Raw genomic sequence first — 17534 nt, forward strand, 5'->3', positions numbered from 1 at the left:
CCGCACCTATAGGCGGCGAGCGAGGCCGGGCCAAGAGCGCGTTCGGCGATGTTCGGGAGGATCGAAACTGGAGCGGGTGATGAGATTCGAACTCACGACCCTTACCTTGGCAAGGTAATGCTCTACCCCTGAGCTACACCCGCTTCCGTTTCGTGGGGCGGATGTAGCCGGAGCCGCGGTAGGGTGCAAGAGGAGAAGATGAGAAAATCCGGGCGACTTCGCGGAAGTCCCCGACGGCAGGATCCGTGCTTCGATGGGCCATGACCGCAAACATGATCGGACTGTTCCAGACCCTGTCTCTCGGGGGTGCAACTGGCACTACGTAAAGGGCAGTGCAGGCAGGACGACGCGCGCCCAGTACAGGACCCGGTCGCCATGGCATGTGGCAGCCTCGAACGGCATGCCGGGACCCGTTGGCTGCGGGACATGCAAAATGCAGCGCGCCCGGGCGGGTCGATCTGCCGTCTGCAATTAGGGAGGATCGAAACTGGAGCGGGTGATGAGATTCGAACTCACGACCCTTACCTTGGCAAGGTAATGCTCTACCCCTGAGCTACACCCGCTTCCGTTTCGTGGGGCGGATGTAGCCAAGGCAGCGGGGGGGTGCAAGCGGAAAAACGAACGCCCGGCGCGGAAATCTCCGGCAGGACGTCGCGGTTTCGAAACCCGAGCGTCGGCACGGGCGACCGAAACGGTGGGTCGGGTCGATGCCGGAGGTGTCCGCCCTAGCCGGCGAGCCTCGGCTCGATCAGGTCCCAACGGTTACCCCACGGGTCCCGAAACACCGCCACCGTGCCGTAGGGCTCGTGGCGCGGCTCCTCCTCGAAGACGATGCCGCCCGCCTTCATCCGGGCGGAGTCGCGGGCGAAATCATCGGTTTCGAGAAACAGCCAGACCCTGCCGCCGCCCTGCGCTTCGATCGCGTCCCGCTGTGCGGGTGTCTCAGCGCGGGCGAGGACGATGCCGGTGCCGCCCGCGGACGGCACCACGCGGACCCAGCGCTTTCCGGCCCCCATCTCCATATCCTCGGCGAGGGTGAAGGCCATGGGGCCGGTGAAGAAGGCGATCGCCTCGTCGTAATCGGGCACGATGAGGCTGACCGCGCCGAGCCGGGTCATTCGATCTCGACCAGCAGGTCCTTTGCGTCGATCTGCGCGCCGGGGGTCACATGCACCGCCTTGATGGTGCCGTCGCGCTCGGCATGCAGGCCGGTTTCCATCTTCATCGCCTCGATCGTCAGCAGCATGTCGCCCTGCTTGACCTTCTGCCCCGCTTGCGCGGCGACGGTCGAGACCACCCCCGGCATCGGTGCACCGACATGGGCGGGGTTGCCGATCTCGGCCTTGGGGCGCTTCTGCGCCTTGGCCGCGACCTTGCGGTTGGGCACCCGCACCGTGCGCGGCTGACCGTTGAGTTCGAAGAAGACCCGCACCTCGCCGTCATCGCCGGTCTCACCGACCGCCTGCAGACGGATCTCCAGCGTCTTGCCGGGATCGATCTCGGCCGAAATCTCCTCGCCCGGCTCCATGCCATAGAAGAAAGTCCGGGTCGGCAGTGTGCGGACCGGACCGTATTGCTGGTGCCGGCGGGCATAGTCGGTGAAGACCTTGGGGTACATCAGGTAGGCGTTGAGATCCTCGTCGTCGATCTCGGTCTCGCCCGTGGCCTTGATCGCCTCGGCGCGTGCTGCTTCGAAATCCACGGGCTTCAGATGCTTGCCCGCCCGGTCCTTGAGCGGCTTTTCGCCCTTCAGCACCTTGGCCTGCAGCGCGGTGGGCCAGCCGCCCGGCGGCTGGCCGAGATTGCCCTTCATCATGTCGATGACGCTGTCGGGGAATGACACGTCGACATTCGGGTCCTCGACCTGCGCGCGGGTCAGCCCCTGGCTCACCATCATCAGCGCCATGTCGCCAACGACCTTCGACGACGGCGTGACCTTCACGATGTCGCCGAACATCATGTTCACCTCGGCATAGGTCTTTGCGACCTCGTGCCAGCGCTCTTCGAGACCCAGCGAACGCGCCTGCGCCTTGAGGTTGGTGAACTGCCCGCCGGGCATCTCGTGCAGATAGACTTCGGAGGCCGGGGCCTGCAGCCCGCTCTCGAAGGCGGCATAATGTGCGCGGACCTGCTCGAAATAGTTCGAGATCTCGCGGATCGCCTCGATGTCGAGCCCGGTGTCGCGGTCGGTCTTGTCGAGCGCTTCAACGATCGAGCCCAGCGTCGGCTGCGAGGTATTGCCCGAGAAGCTGTCCATCGCCGCGTCGATCGCATCGACGCCCGCCGCCGAGGCCGCCAGAACGGTCGAGATCGCCGCGCCGGAGGTGTCGTGCGTGTGGAAGTGGATCGGCAGGCCGATCTCCTGCTTCAGCGCGGTAAAGAGCTGGGTCGCCGCCGGCGCCTTCAGAAGGCCCGCCATGTCCTTGACGCCGAGCACATGCGCCCCGGCCTTCTCAAGCTCCTTGGCCATCTCGACGTAGTATTTCAGATCGTATTTCGATCGCTTCGGGTCGAGCATGTTGCCGGTGTAGCAGATGGTGCCCTCGCAGACCTTCTCGGCCTCGATCACCGCATCCATCGCGACGCGCATGTTCTCGACCCAGTTCAGGCTGTCGAAGACGCGGAACACATCGACGCCCGAGGTGGCCGCCTGCTTCACGAAGCCCTGCACCACGTTGTCGGGATAGTTGGTGTAGCCGACCCCGTTCGAGGCGCGCAGCAGCATCTGCGTCATGATGTTGGGCATGGCCTTGCGGATGTCACGCAGTCGCTGCCAGGGACATTCCTGCAGGAAACGATAGGCCACGTCGAAGGTGGCGCCGCCCCAGCATTCGACCGAGAACAGTTCGGGCAGGTTGGCGGCATAGGACGGCGCGACGCGGATCATGTCGATCGAACGCATCCGCGTGGCCAGGAGCGACTGGTGCCCGTCGCGCATCGTGGTGTCGGTGATCAGCAGCTGCTTTTGCGCCTTCATCCACTCGGCCACGGCCTTGGGGCCCTGCTCGTCGAGGATCTGCCGCGTGCCGGGGCGGATCGCCTCGCCCTTGGGCACAGGGGCGCGCGGCGTCTTGGCGTCGCGCGGGGGCAGGGCGCGGCCTTCGGTCTCAGGGTGACCGTTGACGGTGATGTCGGCCACGTAGGTCAGGAGCCGCGTCGCACGGTCGCGCCGCGTGTCGAACTTGAACAGCTCCGGCGTCGTGTCGATGAACTTGGTGGTGTACTGGTTCGACAGGAAGGTCGGGTGCTTCAGCAGGTTGATGACGAAGTCGATATTGGTGCTGACACCACGAATCCGGAACTCGCGCAGGGCCCGGTCCATGCGCGCGATCGCCATCTCGGGGGTGGGCGCGCGCGCCGTCACCTTGGTCAGCAGCGAATCGTAGAAGCGGGTGATGACGGCGCCGGAATAGGCGGTGCCGCCGTCGAGACGGATGCCGGGGCCGGTGGCCGAACGGTATGTCTGGATTCGGCCGTAATCGGGGATGAAGCTGTTGTGCGGATCCTCGGTGGTGACCCGGCATTGCAGCGCGTGACCGTCGAGCTTCACGTCGTACTGGCTGGCGCAGCCGGTGGCCTCGACGATCGACTTGCCCTCGGCGATCAGGATCTGCGCGCGCACGATGTCGATGCCGGTGACCTCTTCGGTCACCGTGTGCTCGACCTGTACGCGGGGGTTCACCTCGATGAAGTAGAATTCGCCCGAATCCATGTCCATCAGGAACTCGACCGTGCCGGCGCATTCGTAGTTCACATGGGCGCAGATCTGGCGGCCGAGATTGCACAGCTTCTCGCGCTGGGTCTCGGAGAGATAGGGGGCGGGGGCCCGCTCGACGACCTTCTGGTTGCGACGCTGAACCGAGCAGTCGCGCTCCCACAGGTGGTAGATCTGGCCGTGCTGGTCGCCGAGGATCTGCACCTCGACATGACGGGCGCGCAGGATCATCTTCTCGAGATAGCCCTCGCCGTTGCCGAAGGCGGCCTCGGCCTCGCGGCGGCCCTCGCGCACCTTCTCCTCGAGCTCGCTCTCGTCCATGATCGGGCGCATGCCGCGACCGCCGCCGCCCCAGCTTGCCTTCAGCATCAGGGGATAGCCGACCTCGGCGGCCTCCTTGCGGATCGCGGCCATGTCGTCGCCGAGCACCTCGGTGGCGGGGATCACCGGCACGCCCGCCTCGATCGCCACGCGCCGCGCCGAGGCCTTGTCACCCAGCTCGCGCATGGTCTGGGCCTTGGGGCCGATGAAGGTGATGCCGGCCGCGGTGCAGGCATCGACGAATTCCGGGTTCTCTGACAACAGACCATAGCCGGGGTGGATCGCGTCGGCGCCCGACATCTTGGCGACGCGGATGATCTCGGGGATCGAGAGATAGGCCTGGACCGGGCCCAGACCCTCGCCGATGCGGTAGGCTTCGTCTGCCTTGAAGCGGTGCAGGCCGAGCTTGTCCTCTTCGGCATAGACCGCGACGGTCTTCTTGCCCATCTCGTTGGCTGCCCGCATCACGCGAATCGCGATTTCGCCGCGGTTGGCTACGAGGATCTTCTCGAATTCGGCCATGTCCACCCCTTCCGTTTGGTCGCCGGCAGTCTAGGGGTTTCTGCGGTGCAGTATAGCCCCGAGATACTGTGCCAAGGGGGGTGGCACTTACTACTGATAGCGCTAACGGCGTGGCGGGGTGTTATCGCGTCTTCCGCCATGGCGATGATGGCAGCTTCTCGCTGCTACTGGGGGCCAAGGGCGGTCTGGGTGAGCAGAGCGATAGCCTGATCGCGATCTCAGCCAGCACGATCGAGGGCCTCCGCTTGCTGCACTTTCGCGAATAGGGTCGGGGCATCGTCCTTGGCGGGGTCCGCCTCGCCCGCGATCGCCACCTGGTTCCGGCCGCGCCCCTTGGCATCATAGAGCGCGTCGTCGGCAGCCTTCATCAATTGCTGCGGCATCGCGCCGTCATCGGGATGCGCGGCCACGCCGATCGAGACGGTGATGCGGGGCAGGTTCTTTTCGCCATAGCGAACGGAGATCCGCTCCACGGCGCCGCGCAGCGCTTCTGCCCGCAGCGCCGCTGCCTCCAGCCGCAGATCGGGCAGCAGCAGCATGAATTCCTCTCCGCCGATGCGACAGGCGGTCTCGTCGCCATCGCAGAACTGTTCAAGCGCCGAGCCGACAGCGCGCAGCACCATGTCGCCCGCGTCGTGACCGTGATTGTCGTTGAAGCGTTTGAAGTGATCCACGTCGAGCGACAGCAGCGATAGCGGCCGATCCTCGCGCTGGGCGCGGTCGAGATGGCGGCGCAGCGTCTCGGTCAGATGGCGCCGGTTGTAGAGCCCGGTGAGCGGGTCGCGGATCGAGCGGTCGTGCAGCTGGTCACGCATCTGCACATTGGCGATGGCGAGGCTGATCTGTTCGGCGCACATCTGGGCGCGCTTCTGGCTGGCGCGAAAGTCGAGAAGGTTTGTCTTGGGCCGCGCCTTGAGATGCAGCAGGCCGATCGTCTCGCCATGTGCCAGCACCGGAAAGCAGTAGGCCGGGCGCGTATCCTGCGTTTCGGTATGGCCGCAGGGGAAATCGACCTCGGCGGCGCCATAGCTGTAGGTGCGGCCGCGGCGCAGCCCCCAGCAATCTTCGGCCCGGATATGGTCGCAGTGATGACCGCCGTTCCAGCTCGTGGCACCGACCAGCACGTCGCGCGAGTTGGAGTAGACGTAGATACTGCCTTCGCAGTGGGGCAGGATGTGGGTCATGAAGCGCCCGACCATCTGGAACAGCTCGTCGAGCGAGCGCGAGGATTGCAGCCACTCGTTGAGTTCGCCCAAGAGCTGCACCTCGCGGGTCAGCCGCATTTGGTCCTGCATCATCTCGCGTTCGTCCTCGGCACGCTCGCGCATCGCGGCGACCTGTATGCGCCCGGCGCGGCGGATCACCACGGTGGTCAGAACCAGAAGGATCAGCGAGATGCCGGACAACCCGATGAAGATGTTGCGCAGCCTTATGGTAAAGGTGTGCCCCATGGCGGTCACGTCGGTGTAGAATTCGATCGCGCCGACGAAGCGGCCGTCGCGCATCACGGGCGTATATATCTCGGCCACGCAGAGCATGTCGCCGGGCAGGTGGTGGTCGGCAGCCCCGTGCAGGTGGCCGTCGACCTCTCCCATGGGCTTCATCTCGGCCTTGTAGTATTTCTCGCCCTGCGCCACGACGCTTTGAAAATAGGGCTTGTCGTTGATCGTGCCGATGTCGGAGGCCCGCGACGACCAGAACACACGGCCATCGGCGGTGAAGAGCTTGAAGCGGTAGATGTCCGACAGCGTCGTGACCTCTTCGAGCCAGGCGATGTCGACCTCGCTTAGGCGGCCACGCTCGAAGGCGAGGCTGCCATCCTCGAGCGTGTGCAGCACTCGAAAGCGCCAGTTCTCGGCCTCGCGGCTGATATCCTCGCGCATCATTCGGTTGACCAGCGGCGTCGGCAGATAGACCACCGACAGCCAAGCCACGGCGGTGGCTAGCCCGAGAAACAGCATCAGCAGCATGTTGAGCCGGGGGCGTCCGAGAAAGCGGATTCTGGTCATGGGGACCTTCCTGTGATTGCCATCGCAATCTGGCAGGCTCCGGCTTCGGGGGCGTTAACAAGTCAGGGGAGCACCGTCGCGGACGGGAGAAAGATGCCGCGCTTTCAAAGCAATCGCCCGGCGGTTGCCGCATTGCGAACATATATGGAACGCTGCTTTTCATCGGGGGGCATGGGCGCTAGATTGGCGCCATGAGCAGCTTTTCCGATGACGAGGCCTTCGAGGCCGCTTCCATTCCTTTGTCGCGCCGCGCCATGGCGCAGCCGGGCGGCGCCCCCTATCTCGACGGGCTGAACCCGGCGCAGCGGCTCGCGGTCGAGACGATGGACGGCCCCGTGCTGATGCTGGCGGGGGCTGGAACCGGCAAGACGCGGGCTCTCACGGCGCGGATCGTCCACCTGATGCGCACGGGACGCGCGCGGCCCAACGAGATCCTCGCCGTGACCTTCACCAACAAGGCCGCGCGCGAAATGAAGGAACGCATCGGCAGGATGCTCGGCGAGACGGTCGAGGGGCTGCCGTGGCTCGGGACCTTCCACGCGATCTGCGTCAAGCTCTTGCGCCGGCATGCCGAGCTGGTCGGGTTGAAATCGAACTTCACTATCCTCGACACCGACGACCAGATCCGGCTTTTGAAGCAACTCGTCGCGGCCGACAACATCGACGACAAGCGCTGGCCCGCGCGGATGCTGGCGGGGATCATCGACGATTGGAAGAACAGGGCGCTGACGCCCGAGAACGTGCCGACCGCTGACGCCTCGGCCTACGACGGCAAGGGGCGCAAGCTCTACGCCGCCTATCAGGCGCGGCTCAAAGAGCTGAACGCCGTCGATTTCGGCGACCTGCTGCTGCACATGGTCACCATCTTTCAGAAACGCGACGACGTGCTCGACCAGTATCGCCGCTGGTTCCGCTACATCCTCGTGGACGAGTATCAGGATACCAACGCAGCGCAGTATCTGTGGCTGCGGCTCCTCGCGGGAGGACACAAGAACATCTGCTGCGTCGGTGATGACGACCAGTCGATTTATGGCTGGCGCGGCGCCGAGGTGGGCAACATCCTGCGTTTCGAAAAGGATTTCGAGGGCGCCGAGGTGATCCGGCTGGAGCAGAACTACCGCTCGACGCCGCATATTCTCGGCGCGGCGTCGGGCCTCATCATCGCCAACAAGGGACGGCTGGGCAAGACGCTCTGGACCGAGGAGCAGGAGGGCGAGAAGGTCCGGCTGATCGGCCACTGGGACGGCGACGAGGAAGCACGTTGGGTCGGCGAGGAGATCGAGGCGGCGCAGCGCGGCACCCGGGGGATGGACCCGGTGGGTCTCGATTCCATGGCGATCCTCGTGCGCGCCTCGCACCAGATGCGTGCCTTCGAGGACCGGTTCCTGACCATCGGCCTGCCATACCGGGTGATCGGCGGCCCGCGCTTCTACGAGCGGCTCGAGATCCGCGACGCGATGGCCTATTTCCGCCTCGCCGTCTCGCTCGACGACGATCTCGCCTTCGAGCGGATCGTCAACACGCCCAAGCGGGGCTTGGGCAACAAGGCGGTTCAGACGATCCAGCGCGCCGGCCGCTCGAACGGGGTGAGCCTCGTCGAGGGGGCTCGAATCGTGGTGCAGACCAAGCTTCTGGGCGGCAAGGGGCTCAAGGAGCTGTCGATCCTCGTCGACGCGCTCGACCGCTGGCACGGGCAGGTGGTGAACGAGAGCGACACCCATGTCGAACTGGCCGAGATGATCCTCGACGAGAGCGGCTATACCGGCATGTGGCAGAACGACAAGACGCCGGAGGCGCCGGGGCGGCTCGAAAACCTCAAGGAACTCGTGAAGGCGCTGGAAGGCTTCGACAGCCTGCAGGGGTTCCTCGAACACGTGGCGCTCATCATGGACAACGAACAGGCCGAGGAGGGCGAGAAGGTATCGATCATGACGCTGCACGCCGCCAAGGGTCTCGAATTTCCGATGGTGTTCCTGCCGGGCTGGGAGGACGGGCTGTTTCCGTCGCAGCGCTCGATGGACGAGAGCGGGCTGCGCGGCCTCGAGGAAGAGCGGCGATTGGCCTATGTCGGCATCACCCGCGCTGAGGCGGTCTGCACAATCTCCTTCGCCGCCAATCGGCGGGTCTATGGCCAGTGGCAGAGCCAGCTGCCCTCGCGTTTCATCGACGAACTGCCGGAGGACCATGTCGAGGTGCTGACGCCGCCGGGCCTCTATGGCGGCGGTTACGGCGCGGCGGGGATGTCGTCTTCGGCGTCGCCGGCGATCAACGCGGCGCAGGGGTCGCGGCTCCACGACAACGCGGCCAAGGCAGATGTGTACAACTCCCCGGGCTGGAAGCGGCTGCAGGCGCGCGGCCAGCAGCGGCAGATGCGTCAGCCGGCCGAGGCCAAGAACATTACCATCGACATGACGGCGGTGTCCTCCTTCACCACCGGTGACCGCGTGTTTCATCAGAAATTCGGCTACGGCGAGGTGGTGGGGGTCGAGGGCGACAAGCTCGACATCGCTTTCGACAAGGCGGGGCAGAAAAAGGTGGTGGCGCGCTTCGTCGTGGCCTCGGATCAGGCCGACGACGTGCCGTTCTGATATTGCGAGGGCAGGGGGCGGCGGCTAAGCCGCCCCTATGGATGCCGCTTTGCTCTCCGCCTTCGCTGCCGGGCTCGCGCTCGGGCTGTCGCTGATCCTCGCCATCGGGGCGCAGAACGCCTTCGTGCTGCGCCAGGGGCTCAGGGGCGATCACGTGCTGGCGGTGGTGCTGACCTGCGCGCTGTCGGATGCGGTGCTGATCACCGCCGGTGTTTCGGGCTTCGCGGCGCTGGCCGAGGCCGCGCCCTGGATCGCGCCGCTGCTGCGCTGGGGCGGCGCGGCTTTCCTGCTGGTCTATGGCGCCAAGGCGGCCTTGGCCGCGTGGAGGGGCGGGGCCGCGCTTCGGGCCGCGGAGGAGGGCACGGCGGGGCTGCGCCGCGCGGTGCTGACCTGTCTCGCGCTGACTTGGCTCAACCCCCATGTCTATCTCGACACTCTGGTGCTGCTGGGATCGATCGCCTCGCGCTTCGAAGGGCGGGTCTGGGCCTTCGGAAGCGGTGCCGTCACCGCGTCCTTCCTGTTCTTCTTCGCCTTGGGCTATGGCGCGCGGCTATTGCGCCCCGTCTTCGCGAAGCCCACCGCATGGCGCCTGCTCGATGCGGGCATCGCGCTGGTGATGTGGAGCATTGCCGCCGGCTTGGTGCTGGGCGGCTGAAGGCTACTTTGTTCCGCAAATACGCATGATCCGGCCCCGCCATGCCCGGCGGCTGGGCTTGCATCCCCATCCGCTTTGCCATCAGGTGGCGCGAGGAGATTTGCATGACGACAGCATCCATCATGCGCAGCGAGGGCTCGCCCATCGCCGGAATCGGCTGGATGGTGGCCGCCGGGCTGTGTTTCGTCGGCATGACGGTGCTGATCAAATCGGTGGGCACGGCGCTGCCTGCGGCACAGACGGCGCTGCTGCGCTTCGCGCTGGGCTTGCCCTTCCTGCTGCCCATGCTGCCCGCCTTGCGACGGGCACGGATCACGGCGCGGCACTGGCGACTGCTCAGCCTGCGCGCGGTGCTGCATAGCTGCGGGGTCGGGCTGTGGTTCTACGCCATCGCCCGCATTCCGCTGGGCGACGTGACGGCGATCAACTACCTCAATCCGATCTGGGTGACGGTCGGCGCAGCTCTTCTGATGGGCGAGGCGCTGCCGCCGCGCCGTCTCGCGGCGGTGGGCGCGGCCTTCATCGGGGCCTTCGTGGTGCTGCGGCCCGGCCTGCGCGAGATCGATCCCGGTCACGTGGCGATGATGGGCACGGCGATGCTGATCGCCTCGGGCTATCTGGTGGTCAAGCGCCTGTCGGAGGACCTGTCTCCGGAGGTGATCGTGGCGATGCTGTCGCTGATGGTGCCGCTGGGGCTTCTGCCATTCGCGCTGCCGGTTTGGGAGGCGCCCGGCGCCGACGATCTGGTGTTTTTGTTCCTTGCCGCGGGGCTCGGCACCGGCGGGCATTACGCGATGACGCGGGCTTTCGCCTCGGCGCCGCTCACGGTCACGCAGCCGGTGACCTTTCTGCAGCTGGTCTGGGCTGTGCTGCTCGGGGCGCTGCTGTTCGGCGAGCCGGTGGATCCCTTCACGGTCTTGGGTGGCGCGATCATCATGGGATCGGTGCTGTTCATCAGCTGGCGCGAAACCCGGGCGCGGCGGGCGGCGACCGCCGCCACGCCCGAGGCGGTGCTCAGTCGGCAGGCATCTGGCCTAGACGCTCGAGGATCGAGCCGGGGCTGACTTGACCGATCACCCGGCCATCCTCGGTCACGTCGAGCGGCGCGGGCGTGGCGTGGATCAGCGCCATCACTTCGAGGATCGGCGTGTCTGCCGTGACCCGGCCCTCGGCGGCGAGCTTGGCGCCCGGGTCCATCACGTCGCGGGCGCAGAGCACGCCGAGCGGGTTCATATGCGCCACGAAATCGCGCACGTAGCCGTTCGCGGGCCGCGTGAAGATCTCGCGCGGGGTGCCGGCCTGCACGATACGCCCGCCCTCCATGATGGCGATGCGGTTGCCGAGCTTGAACGCCTCGTCGAGATCGTGGCTGACGAAGATGATGGTGCGCTGCTTGCGCGCCTGCAGATCCAGAAGCTCGTCCTGCAGCCGCGAGCGGATCAGCGGGTCGAGCGCCGAGAAGGGCTCGTCCATCAGGAGGATCGGCGCGTCGGTCGCAAAGGCGCGGGCGAGGCCGACGCGCTGCTGCATGCCGCCCGAAAGCTCGCCGACCAGCGCGTCGGCACGGTCGGCGAGACCGACCATTTCCAGCTCGGTCTCGACCCGGTCGCGGCGCTCGGCGCGGCTCATGCCGCCTAGCTCCAGCCCGAGGCCCACATTGTCGCGCACGCTGCGCCACGGCAGTAGACCGAATTGCTGGAACACCATGGCGACGTGATGCAGGCGGATCTCGCGCAGCGTCTTCTTGTTGGCCTGCGTGACCGAGGTCATCTCGCCGTTCATGCGCACGCGGACGTCGCCGCGCACCACGGGGTTGAGCCCGTTGACGGCGCGCAGGAGCGTCGACTTGCCCGAACCCGAAAGGCCCATGAGCACGAGGATCTCGGCCTCGGGCACGTCGAGCGTGCAGTCGTGAACGCCGAGAACCTGATCGGTCTTCTCGGCGATCTCCGGGCGCTCGAGCCCTTCGTCCATTAGCGGCAGCGCCGCCTCGGGACGGTCGCCGAAGACGATATTGACGGCATCGAACTCCACGGCGTTGCGTTTGCCGGTGCTGCGGGGGGTGTTGTCTGACATGTGTTTGTTACCCTCGCTTCACGCGCAGCGCGCGGTCGAGCATGATGGCGACCACGACGATCACGAAGCCGCTCTCGAAGCCAAGCGCGGTGTTCACCGAGTTGAGCGCCCGCACCACCGGCACGCCGAGCCCGTCGGCGCCGACGAGCGCGGCGATGACGACCATCGACAGCGACAGCATGATGGTCTGGTTCAGCCCGGTCATGATCTGCGGAAACGCCGAGGGCAGTTCGACCTTCCACAGCAGCTGGCGCGGCGTCGCGCCAAAGGCCTGCGCCGCCTCGACCAGCGCGGTCGGCGTGTTGGAGATGCCGAGCTGGGTCAGGCGGATCGGCGCGGGCAACACGAAGATCACCGTGGCGATCAGGCCGGGCACCATGCCGATGCCGAAGAAGACGATCGCCGGGATCAGGTAGACGAAGGTCGGCAGCGTCTGCATCAGGTCGAGCACGGGCGCGACCCAGGCGTAGAGCTTGGGACGGTGCGCCACGGCGATGCCGATCGGCACACCGACGCCCATGCACACGACGCAGGCAGAAAGCACCAGCGTCAGGCTCTCGGTCGTCTCCTCCCAGTAGCCCTGGTTGAGCACGAAGAGAAAGCCCAGCGCCACGAGCAGCGCGGGCTGCCAGCGGCGCTGCAGCGCGTAGGTGAGACCCACGAAGACGGCGATGACGAGCAGCTCGGGCGGCGTCTGCAGCAGCCACAGGATGCCGTCGATCATGCCTTCGAGCAGCCACGACAGCGTATCGAAGACGATGGCGAGATTGGTCTCCAGCCAGTCGAAGCCGTCGGCGGCCCATGCGCCCACGGGAATCTTGGGAATGGTCATCTCCATGGGGCCATGCCTCGGTTCGGTCCGGTCATCGGGGTCTCCGTATCGGGAATGCGGCGTGCGGCACCGCTTGTCGGATGGGCGGGGGCCGCCGGGCGGCCAGAAATCCGGGTCCGGCCCCCTTTCTCGGGGGCCGGAAGGCGGCGCGCCCGGCCGGGCGCGCCTCGCGAGAAGGCGTTCAGCCCTCGATCGCGGACTTGACAGCGGGCAGCGCCTCGCCACCGTCGAGCGTGGTCACGCCCTCGAGCCAGGGCTCGATCGCCTCGGGGTTGGCGGCGAGCCACTGCTGCGCGGCGTCGCGCGGGTCCATGCCGTCATCGAGGATCGAGCTCATGATCTCGTTTTCCATCTCGAGGCTGAATTCGAGGTTCTGCAGGAGCTGGCCGAGGTTCGGGCATTCCTCCACGAGGCCCTTGCGGGTCACGGTGTAGACCTCGGCGCCGCCCAGGTTCGGGCCGAACCAGTCGTCGCCGCCTTCGAGATAGGTCATGTCGTAATTGGCGTTCATCGGGTGGGGCTCCCAGCCGAGGAAGATCACCGGCTCGTCGCGCTTGGAGGCACGGTCGACCTGCGCCAGCATGCCCTGCTCGGAGCTTTCCTTGACCTCGAAATCGCCCAGACCGAAAGCGTCGGTCTCGATCATCTCGAGGATCAGCTTGTTGCCGTCATTGCCCGGCTCGATCCCGTAGATCGTGCTGTCGAGCGCGTCGGCATGCTCGGCGATGTCGGCGTAGTTCGAGATGCCCAGCGCGGCGCCGGCGGCATTGGTGGCCAGCGTGTACTTCGCGCCGGTCAGGTTCTTGTGCACCGTCTCGATGCTGCCGTCCTCGGTGTAGGGCGCGATGTCGGAGGACTGGGTCGGCATCCAGTTGCCCAGGAACACGTCGATGTCGCCATCGGCCATCGAGGTGAAGGTCACCGGCACCGAGAGCACCTTGATCTCGGGCTCGTAGCCCAGCCCCTCGAGCACGATGGAGGTGGCGGCGGTGGTCGCGGTGATGTCGGTCCAGCCGACATCCGACAGCGTGACCTCGCCGCATTGCGCGGCATCCTGGGCCTGGGCGCCGGTGGCGACCGCGGCGAGCGCCAGCGCGCTGATCGTGGTGCGAAGCATCATGAAATTCATCCTCTCTGCATGTTCTGGTTCTTGATTGACGCGTCAATAAAAAGACTATTAGGGTCGCGGTTGCAACCCGGTCGTGGGTCGGGGCGGGATCGGAGACCTTTTGAATGCCCAAGCTTGGCATGGAACCTATACGCAGGGCCGCACTGGTCAAAGCGACGATCGAGGAGATCGGCGCGCAGGGTTCGCTCGACGTGACGGTGGCCCAGATCGCCCGGCGCGCGGGTATGTCATCGGCGCTGGCGCATCACTATTTCGGCAACAAGGAGAGGATATTCCTCGCCGCGATGCGCCATCTGCTGACCGAGTATTCCGTCGAGGTGCGCGAGGCTCTGATCGCGGCGAAGGGCGATCCGCGCGCCCGCGTCGCGGCGATCCTGCGAGCCAATTTCGGCCCCTCCAACTTCCGGTCCGAGGTGATCGCGGCATGGCTCAATTTCTACGTGCTGGCGCGCACCTCGGAGGCCGCGGCACGGCTGCTGCGGATCTATCACCGGCGGCTGCGGTCGAATCTCGCGCATGACCTTCGGCCCCTGCTCGGGGCGGGGGCGATGGACGCTGCGGAGCGTCTCGCCGCGCTGATCGACGGGATGTATCTCAAGCAGGGCCTCGCGGGCGGCCCGGCCGACGGCCCCGCCGCGACGAGGCAATTGCTCGCCGCGCTCGAACTGGAGCTGAAATGACCCCGAACCGCAACATCCTCATCGTCATGGCCGATCAGCTCAACGGCACGCTGTTTCCCGACGGTCCGGCAGACTGGCTGCACGCGCCCAACCTAAAGAAGCTGGCCGCGCGCTCGACCCGCTTCGCCAATGCCTATACCGGCAGCCCGCTCTGCGCGCCGGGGCGGGCATCCTTCATGTCGGGCCAGCTGCCGTTCCGCACCGGCGTCTACGACAACGCCGCCGAGTTTCCCTCGGACATCCCGACATTTGCGCATCACCTGCGCCGCGCCGGCTGGCAGACCTGCCTGTCGGGCAAGATGCATTTCGTCGGCCCCGACCAGCTGCACGGCTTCGAGGAGCGGCTCACCACCGACATCTACCCCGCCGATTTCGGCTGGACCCCGGACTGGCGCAAGCCGGGCGAGCGGATCGACTGGTGGTATCACAACCTCGGATCGGTCACCGGTGCCGGGGTGGCCGAGATCACCAACCAGCTCGAATATGACGACGACGTGGCGCATCAGGCCAAGGCCAAGCTCTATGATCTCGCGCGTGGCCACGACGCGCGGCCTTGGTGTCTCACCGTGAGCTTCACCCACCCGCACGACCCCTATGTCGCGCGGCGCAAGTACTGGGACCTCTACAACGATTGTGACCATCTCGACGCGCCGGGTGAGGCGATCCCCTACGAGCAGATGGATCCGCATTCGAAGCGGCTCTGGGACGCCTGCGACGCGGACAGCTTCGAGATCACGCAAGAGCAGGTCCGCCGGGCCCGGCAGGGCTATTTCGCCAATATCAGCTATGTCGACGACAAGCTGGGCGAGCTTCTGCAGGTGCTTGAGGATACTCGGCAGGAGGCGATCGTGGTCTTCGTCTCGGACCATGGCGACATGCTCGGGGACCGCGGGCTGTGGTTCAAGATGAGCTTCTTCGAGGGCTCGGCGCGGGTGCCGCTGATGATCACGGCCGCCGGCATGGAGCCTGCTCTCGTCACCGACCCGGTCTCGGCCATCGACGTGACCCCGACGCTGTGCGACCTCGCGGGCGTCGACATGTCCGAAGTCACGCCCTGGACCGATGGCGAAAGCCTCGTGCCGCTCGGGCAGGGCGCAAAACGCCAGACGCCCGTTGCGATGGAATACGCCGCAGAAGGTTCGATCGCGCCGATGATCGCCCTGCGCGAGGGGCGCTTCAAATACACCGCCTGCCCGGTCGATCCCGAACAGCTCTTCGATCTCGAAGCCGATCCGGCCGAGCGATCCAACCTTGCCGCCGATCCCGCCCATGCCGAGACGCTCGAGCGGTTTCGGGCCATGGCCGCAGAGCGCTGGAACCTCGATCTCGCCGATGCCCAGGTCCGTCAGAGCCAAGCTCGCCGCTGGGTGGTCTACGAGGCGCTGCGCCAGGGCGGCTACTACCCGTGGGACTACCAGCCGCTGCGCGCCGCTTCCGAGCGATACATGCGCAACCACATGGACCTGAACATTCTCGAGGAGAGCCAGCGCTATCCACGCGGCGAGTGAGCGCTCCCTTACACCCTTCCGAAAGCACGCAGTCATGACCTATCCCACCCAACCCGAGGCCAGCCACTTCATCGACGGCGCCTATGTCGAGGACGACAGCGGCGTGGCCATTCCCGTGATCTACCCGGCCACCGGGGAGACCATCGCCACGCTGCATTCGGCGACGCCCGCTCTCGTCGATCGGGCGCTGGCGGCAGCCAGGCGGGCGCAACCGGCTTGGGCCGCGATGACCGGTACCGAGCGCGGCCGCATCCTGCGCCGCGCCGCCGACATCATGCGCGCCCGCAACCGCGAACTGTCGGAGCTGGAGACGAAGGACACCGGTAAGCCGCTACAGGAGACGCTGGTGGCCGACGCCACCTCGGGCGCGGACGCGCTGGAATATTTCGGCGGTCTGGCCGCGACGCTGTCGGGCGAGCACATCCAGATGGGCGAGGACTTCGTCTATACCCGTCGCGAGGCGCTGGGCGTGGCGGTGGGGATCGGCGCGTGGAACTATCCCACGCAGATCGCCTGCTGGAAGGCCGCGCCCGCGCTCGCCTGCGGCAACACCATGGTGTTCAAGCCGTCCGAGACCACGCCGCTCTCGGCGCTCAAGGTGGCCGAGATCCTGATGGAAGCAGGCGCGCCGCCGGGCGTGTTCAACGTGGTGCAGGGCTATGGCGAGGTGGGCGCACAACTCGTTGAGGACGAGCGCGTGGCCAAGGTCTCGCTCACCGGGTCGGTGCCGACGGGGCGCAAGGTCTACTCGGCCGCCGCTTCAGGCATGAAGTCGGTGACAATGGAGCTTGGGGGCAAGTCGCCGCTCGTCATCTTCGACGATGCCAGCCTCGAGGATGCGGTCTCCGCGGCGATCAACGCGAACTTCTACTCGACGGGTCAGGTCTGCTCCAACGGCACCCGCGTCTTCGTACAGGACGGCATCCGGGAGGCTTTCCTCAAGCGGCTGAGCGAACGGCTGAAGGGGGTGAAAGCGGGCGATCCGCTCGATGAGGAAACCAATTTCGGGCCGATGGTCTCCGAGCGCCAGCGCGAGATCGTCGAGGGGTTTATCGCCAAGGGGAGCGAGGAAGGCGCGCGCCTCGTCGCCGGCGGCGGTCGCCCCGAGGGCGCCGGCTTCTGGATCGAGCCCACGGTCTTCGCCGATGTGGAGGATGACATGACCATCGCGCGCGAAGAGATCTTCGGCCCGGTCATGTCGGTGTTCGGTTTCGCGACCGAAGAAGAGGTGCTCGAGCGCGCCAATGCCACGATCTATGGCCTCTCGGCCGGTGTCTTCACCCGCGATCTCGCTCGCGCGCACCGGATGGTGGCGGGGCTTCAGGCGGGGTCGTGCTGGATCAACACCTATAACCTGACACCGGTCGAGGCGCCCTTCGGCGGCATGAAGATGTCCGGCGTGGGTCGCGAGAACGGACAGGTGGCGATCGAGCACTGGAGCCAGCTCAAGACCGTCTACGTGGCGATGGGTGCGGTCGAAGCGCCCTTCTGAGCGGCCG

At 66.4% G+C, this 17534-nt stretch carries 12 protein-coding genes and 2 tRNA genes; 6 read left to right on the forward strand and 8 right to left on the reverse strand.

Features of this window, described 5'->3' with window-relative positions; translation table 11 throughout:
- Positions 1-68: 68 nt before the first annotated feature.
- The 5 genes from LOS8367_RS00580 to LOS8367_RS00600 all read right to left on the reverse strand — a co-directional run bounded on the left by LOS8367_RS00580 (position 69) and on the right by LOS8367_RS00600 (position 6567).
- A tRNA-Gly gene (locus LOS8367_RS00580) sits at positions 69-143 on the reverse strand.
- Positions 144-488: 345 nt separating this feature from the next.
- Positions 489-563: transfer RNA gene (locus tag LOS8367_RS00585), tRNA-Gly, on the reverse strand.
- 162 nt (positions 564-725) lie between these two features.
- Positions 726-1118: a VOC family protein gene (locus LOS8367_RS00590; protein ID WP_085894506.1), complete on the reverse strand. Its 393-nt coding sequence runs from the start codon at positions 1116-1118 to the stop codon at positions 726-728.
- On the reverse strand, positions 1115-4558 hold the full coding sequence (locus tag LOS8367_RS00595) for a pyruvate carboxylase (RefSeq protein ID WP_085894507.1): 3444 nt from the start codon (positions 4556-4558) through the stop codon (positions 1115-1117). The genes LOS8367_RS00590 and LOS8367_RS00595 overlap by 4 nt, the downstream gene beginning before the upstream one ends.
- A 218-nt stretch (positions 4559-4776) precedes the next feature.
- The gene (locus tag LOS8367_RS00600) at positions 4777-6567 is read right to left on the reverse strand and encodes a sensor domain-containing diguanylate cyclase (RefSeq protein ID WP_085894508.1); all 1791 of its coding nucleotides are present in this window, start codon (positions 6565-6567) and stop codon (positions 4777-4779) included.
- A gap of 191 nt (positions 6568-6758) precedes the next feature.
- On the opposite strand from LOS8367_RS00600, the gene LOS8367_RS00605 reads away from it, so the two are divergent.
- The 3 genes from LOS8367_RS00605 (at position 6759) to LOS8367_RS00615 (ending at position 10874) form a co-directional block, all read left to right on the forward strand.
- Positions 6759-9155, forward strand: coding sequence for an ATP-dependent helicase (locus LOS8367_RS00605; RefSeq protein WP_085894509.1), 2397 nt, complete (start codon positions 6759-6761; stop codon positions 9153-9155).
- A 37-nt stretch (positions 9156-9192) separates the two neighbouring features.
- Positions 9193-9810, forward strand: coding sequence for a LysE/ArgO family amino acid transporter (locus LOS8367_RS00610; RefSeq protein WP_085894510.1), 618 nt, complete (start codon positions 9193-9195; stop codon positions 9808-9810).
- Between the two features lie 104 nt (positions 9811-9914).
- A complete protein-coding gene (locus LOS8367_RS00615) occupies positions 9915-10874 on the forward strand; it encodes a DMT family transporter (protein ID WP_085894884.1) in 960 nt (319 codons plus the stop codon).
- Here the strand turns inward: LOS8367_RS00615 and choV are convergent.
- From choV to LOS8367_RS00630, 3 genes are all read right to left on the reverse strand, one after another.
- A complete protein-coding gene (gene choV, locus LOS8367_RS00620; RefSeq protein WP_085894511.1) occupies positions 10825-11886 on the reverse strand; it encodes a choline ABC transporter ATP-binding protein in 1062 nt (353 codons plus the stop codon). The genes LOS8367_RS00615 and choV overlap by 50 nt on opposite strands.
- A 7-nt stretch (positions 11887-11893) precedes the next feature.
- Positions 11894-12724: a choline ABC transporter permease subunit gene (gene choW, locus LOS8367_RS00625; protein ID WP_085894512.1), complete on the reverse strand. Its 831-nt coding sequence runs from the start codon at positions 12722-12724 to the stop codon at positions 11894-11896.
- Between the two features lie 175 nt (positions 12725-12899).
- Positions 12900-13838 (reverse strand): choline ABC transporter substrate-binding protein, encoded by a 939-nt coding sequence (locus LOS8367_RS00630; RefSeq protein WP_085894513.1) that lies wholly within the window; start codon positions 13836-13838, stop codon positions 12900-12902.
- A gap of 113 nt (positions 13839-13951) precedes the next feature.
- Here LOS8367_RS00630 and betI point away from each other — a divergent pair, with 113 nt between their 5' ends.
- The 3 genes from betI to betB are packed head-to-tail and all read left to right on the forward strand — an operon-like array spanning position 13952 to position 17527.
- Positions 13952-14527 carry a transcriptional regulator BetI gene (gene betI / locus LOS8367_RS00635; protein ID WP_085894514.1) on the forward strand — a complete coding sequence of 192 codons (576 nt, stop codon included), beginning with the start codon at positions 13952-13954 and terminating at the stop codon, positions 14525-14527.
- Entirely contained in the window at positions 14524-16035 is a 1512-nt protein-coding gene (gene betC, locus LOS8367_RS00640) for a choline-sulfatase (protein WP_085894515.1), read from the forward strand. The genes betI and betC overlap by 4 nt, the downstream gene beginning before the upstream one ends.
- A gap of 34 nt (positions 16036-16069) precedes the next feature.
- Positions 16070-17527, forward strand: coding sequence for a betaine-aldehyde dehydrogenase (betB, locus tag LOS8367_RS00645; protein WP_085894516.1), 1458 nt, complete (start codon positions 16070-16072; stop codon positions 17525-17527).
- The last annotated feature ends 7 nt before the right edge of the window (positions 17528-17534 follow it).

The sequence above is a fragment of the Limimaricola soesokkakensis genome, from assembly GCF_900172345.1.
In the GTDB taxonomy this organism is placed as follows: Bacteria; Pseudomonadota; Alphaproteobacteria; order Rhodobacterales; family Rhodobacteraceae; genus Limimaricola; species Limimaricola soesokkakensis.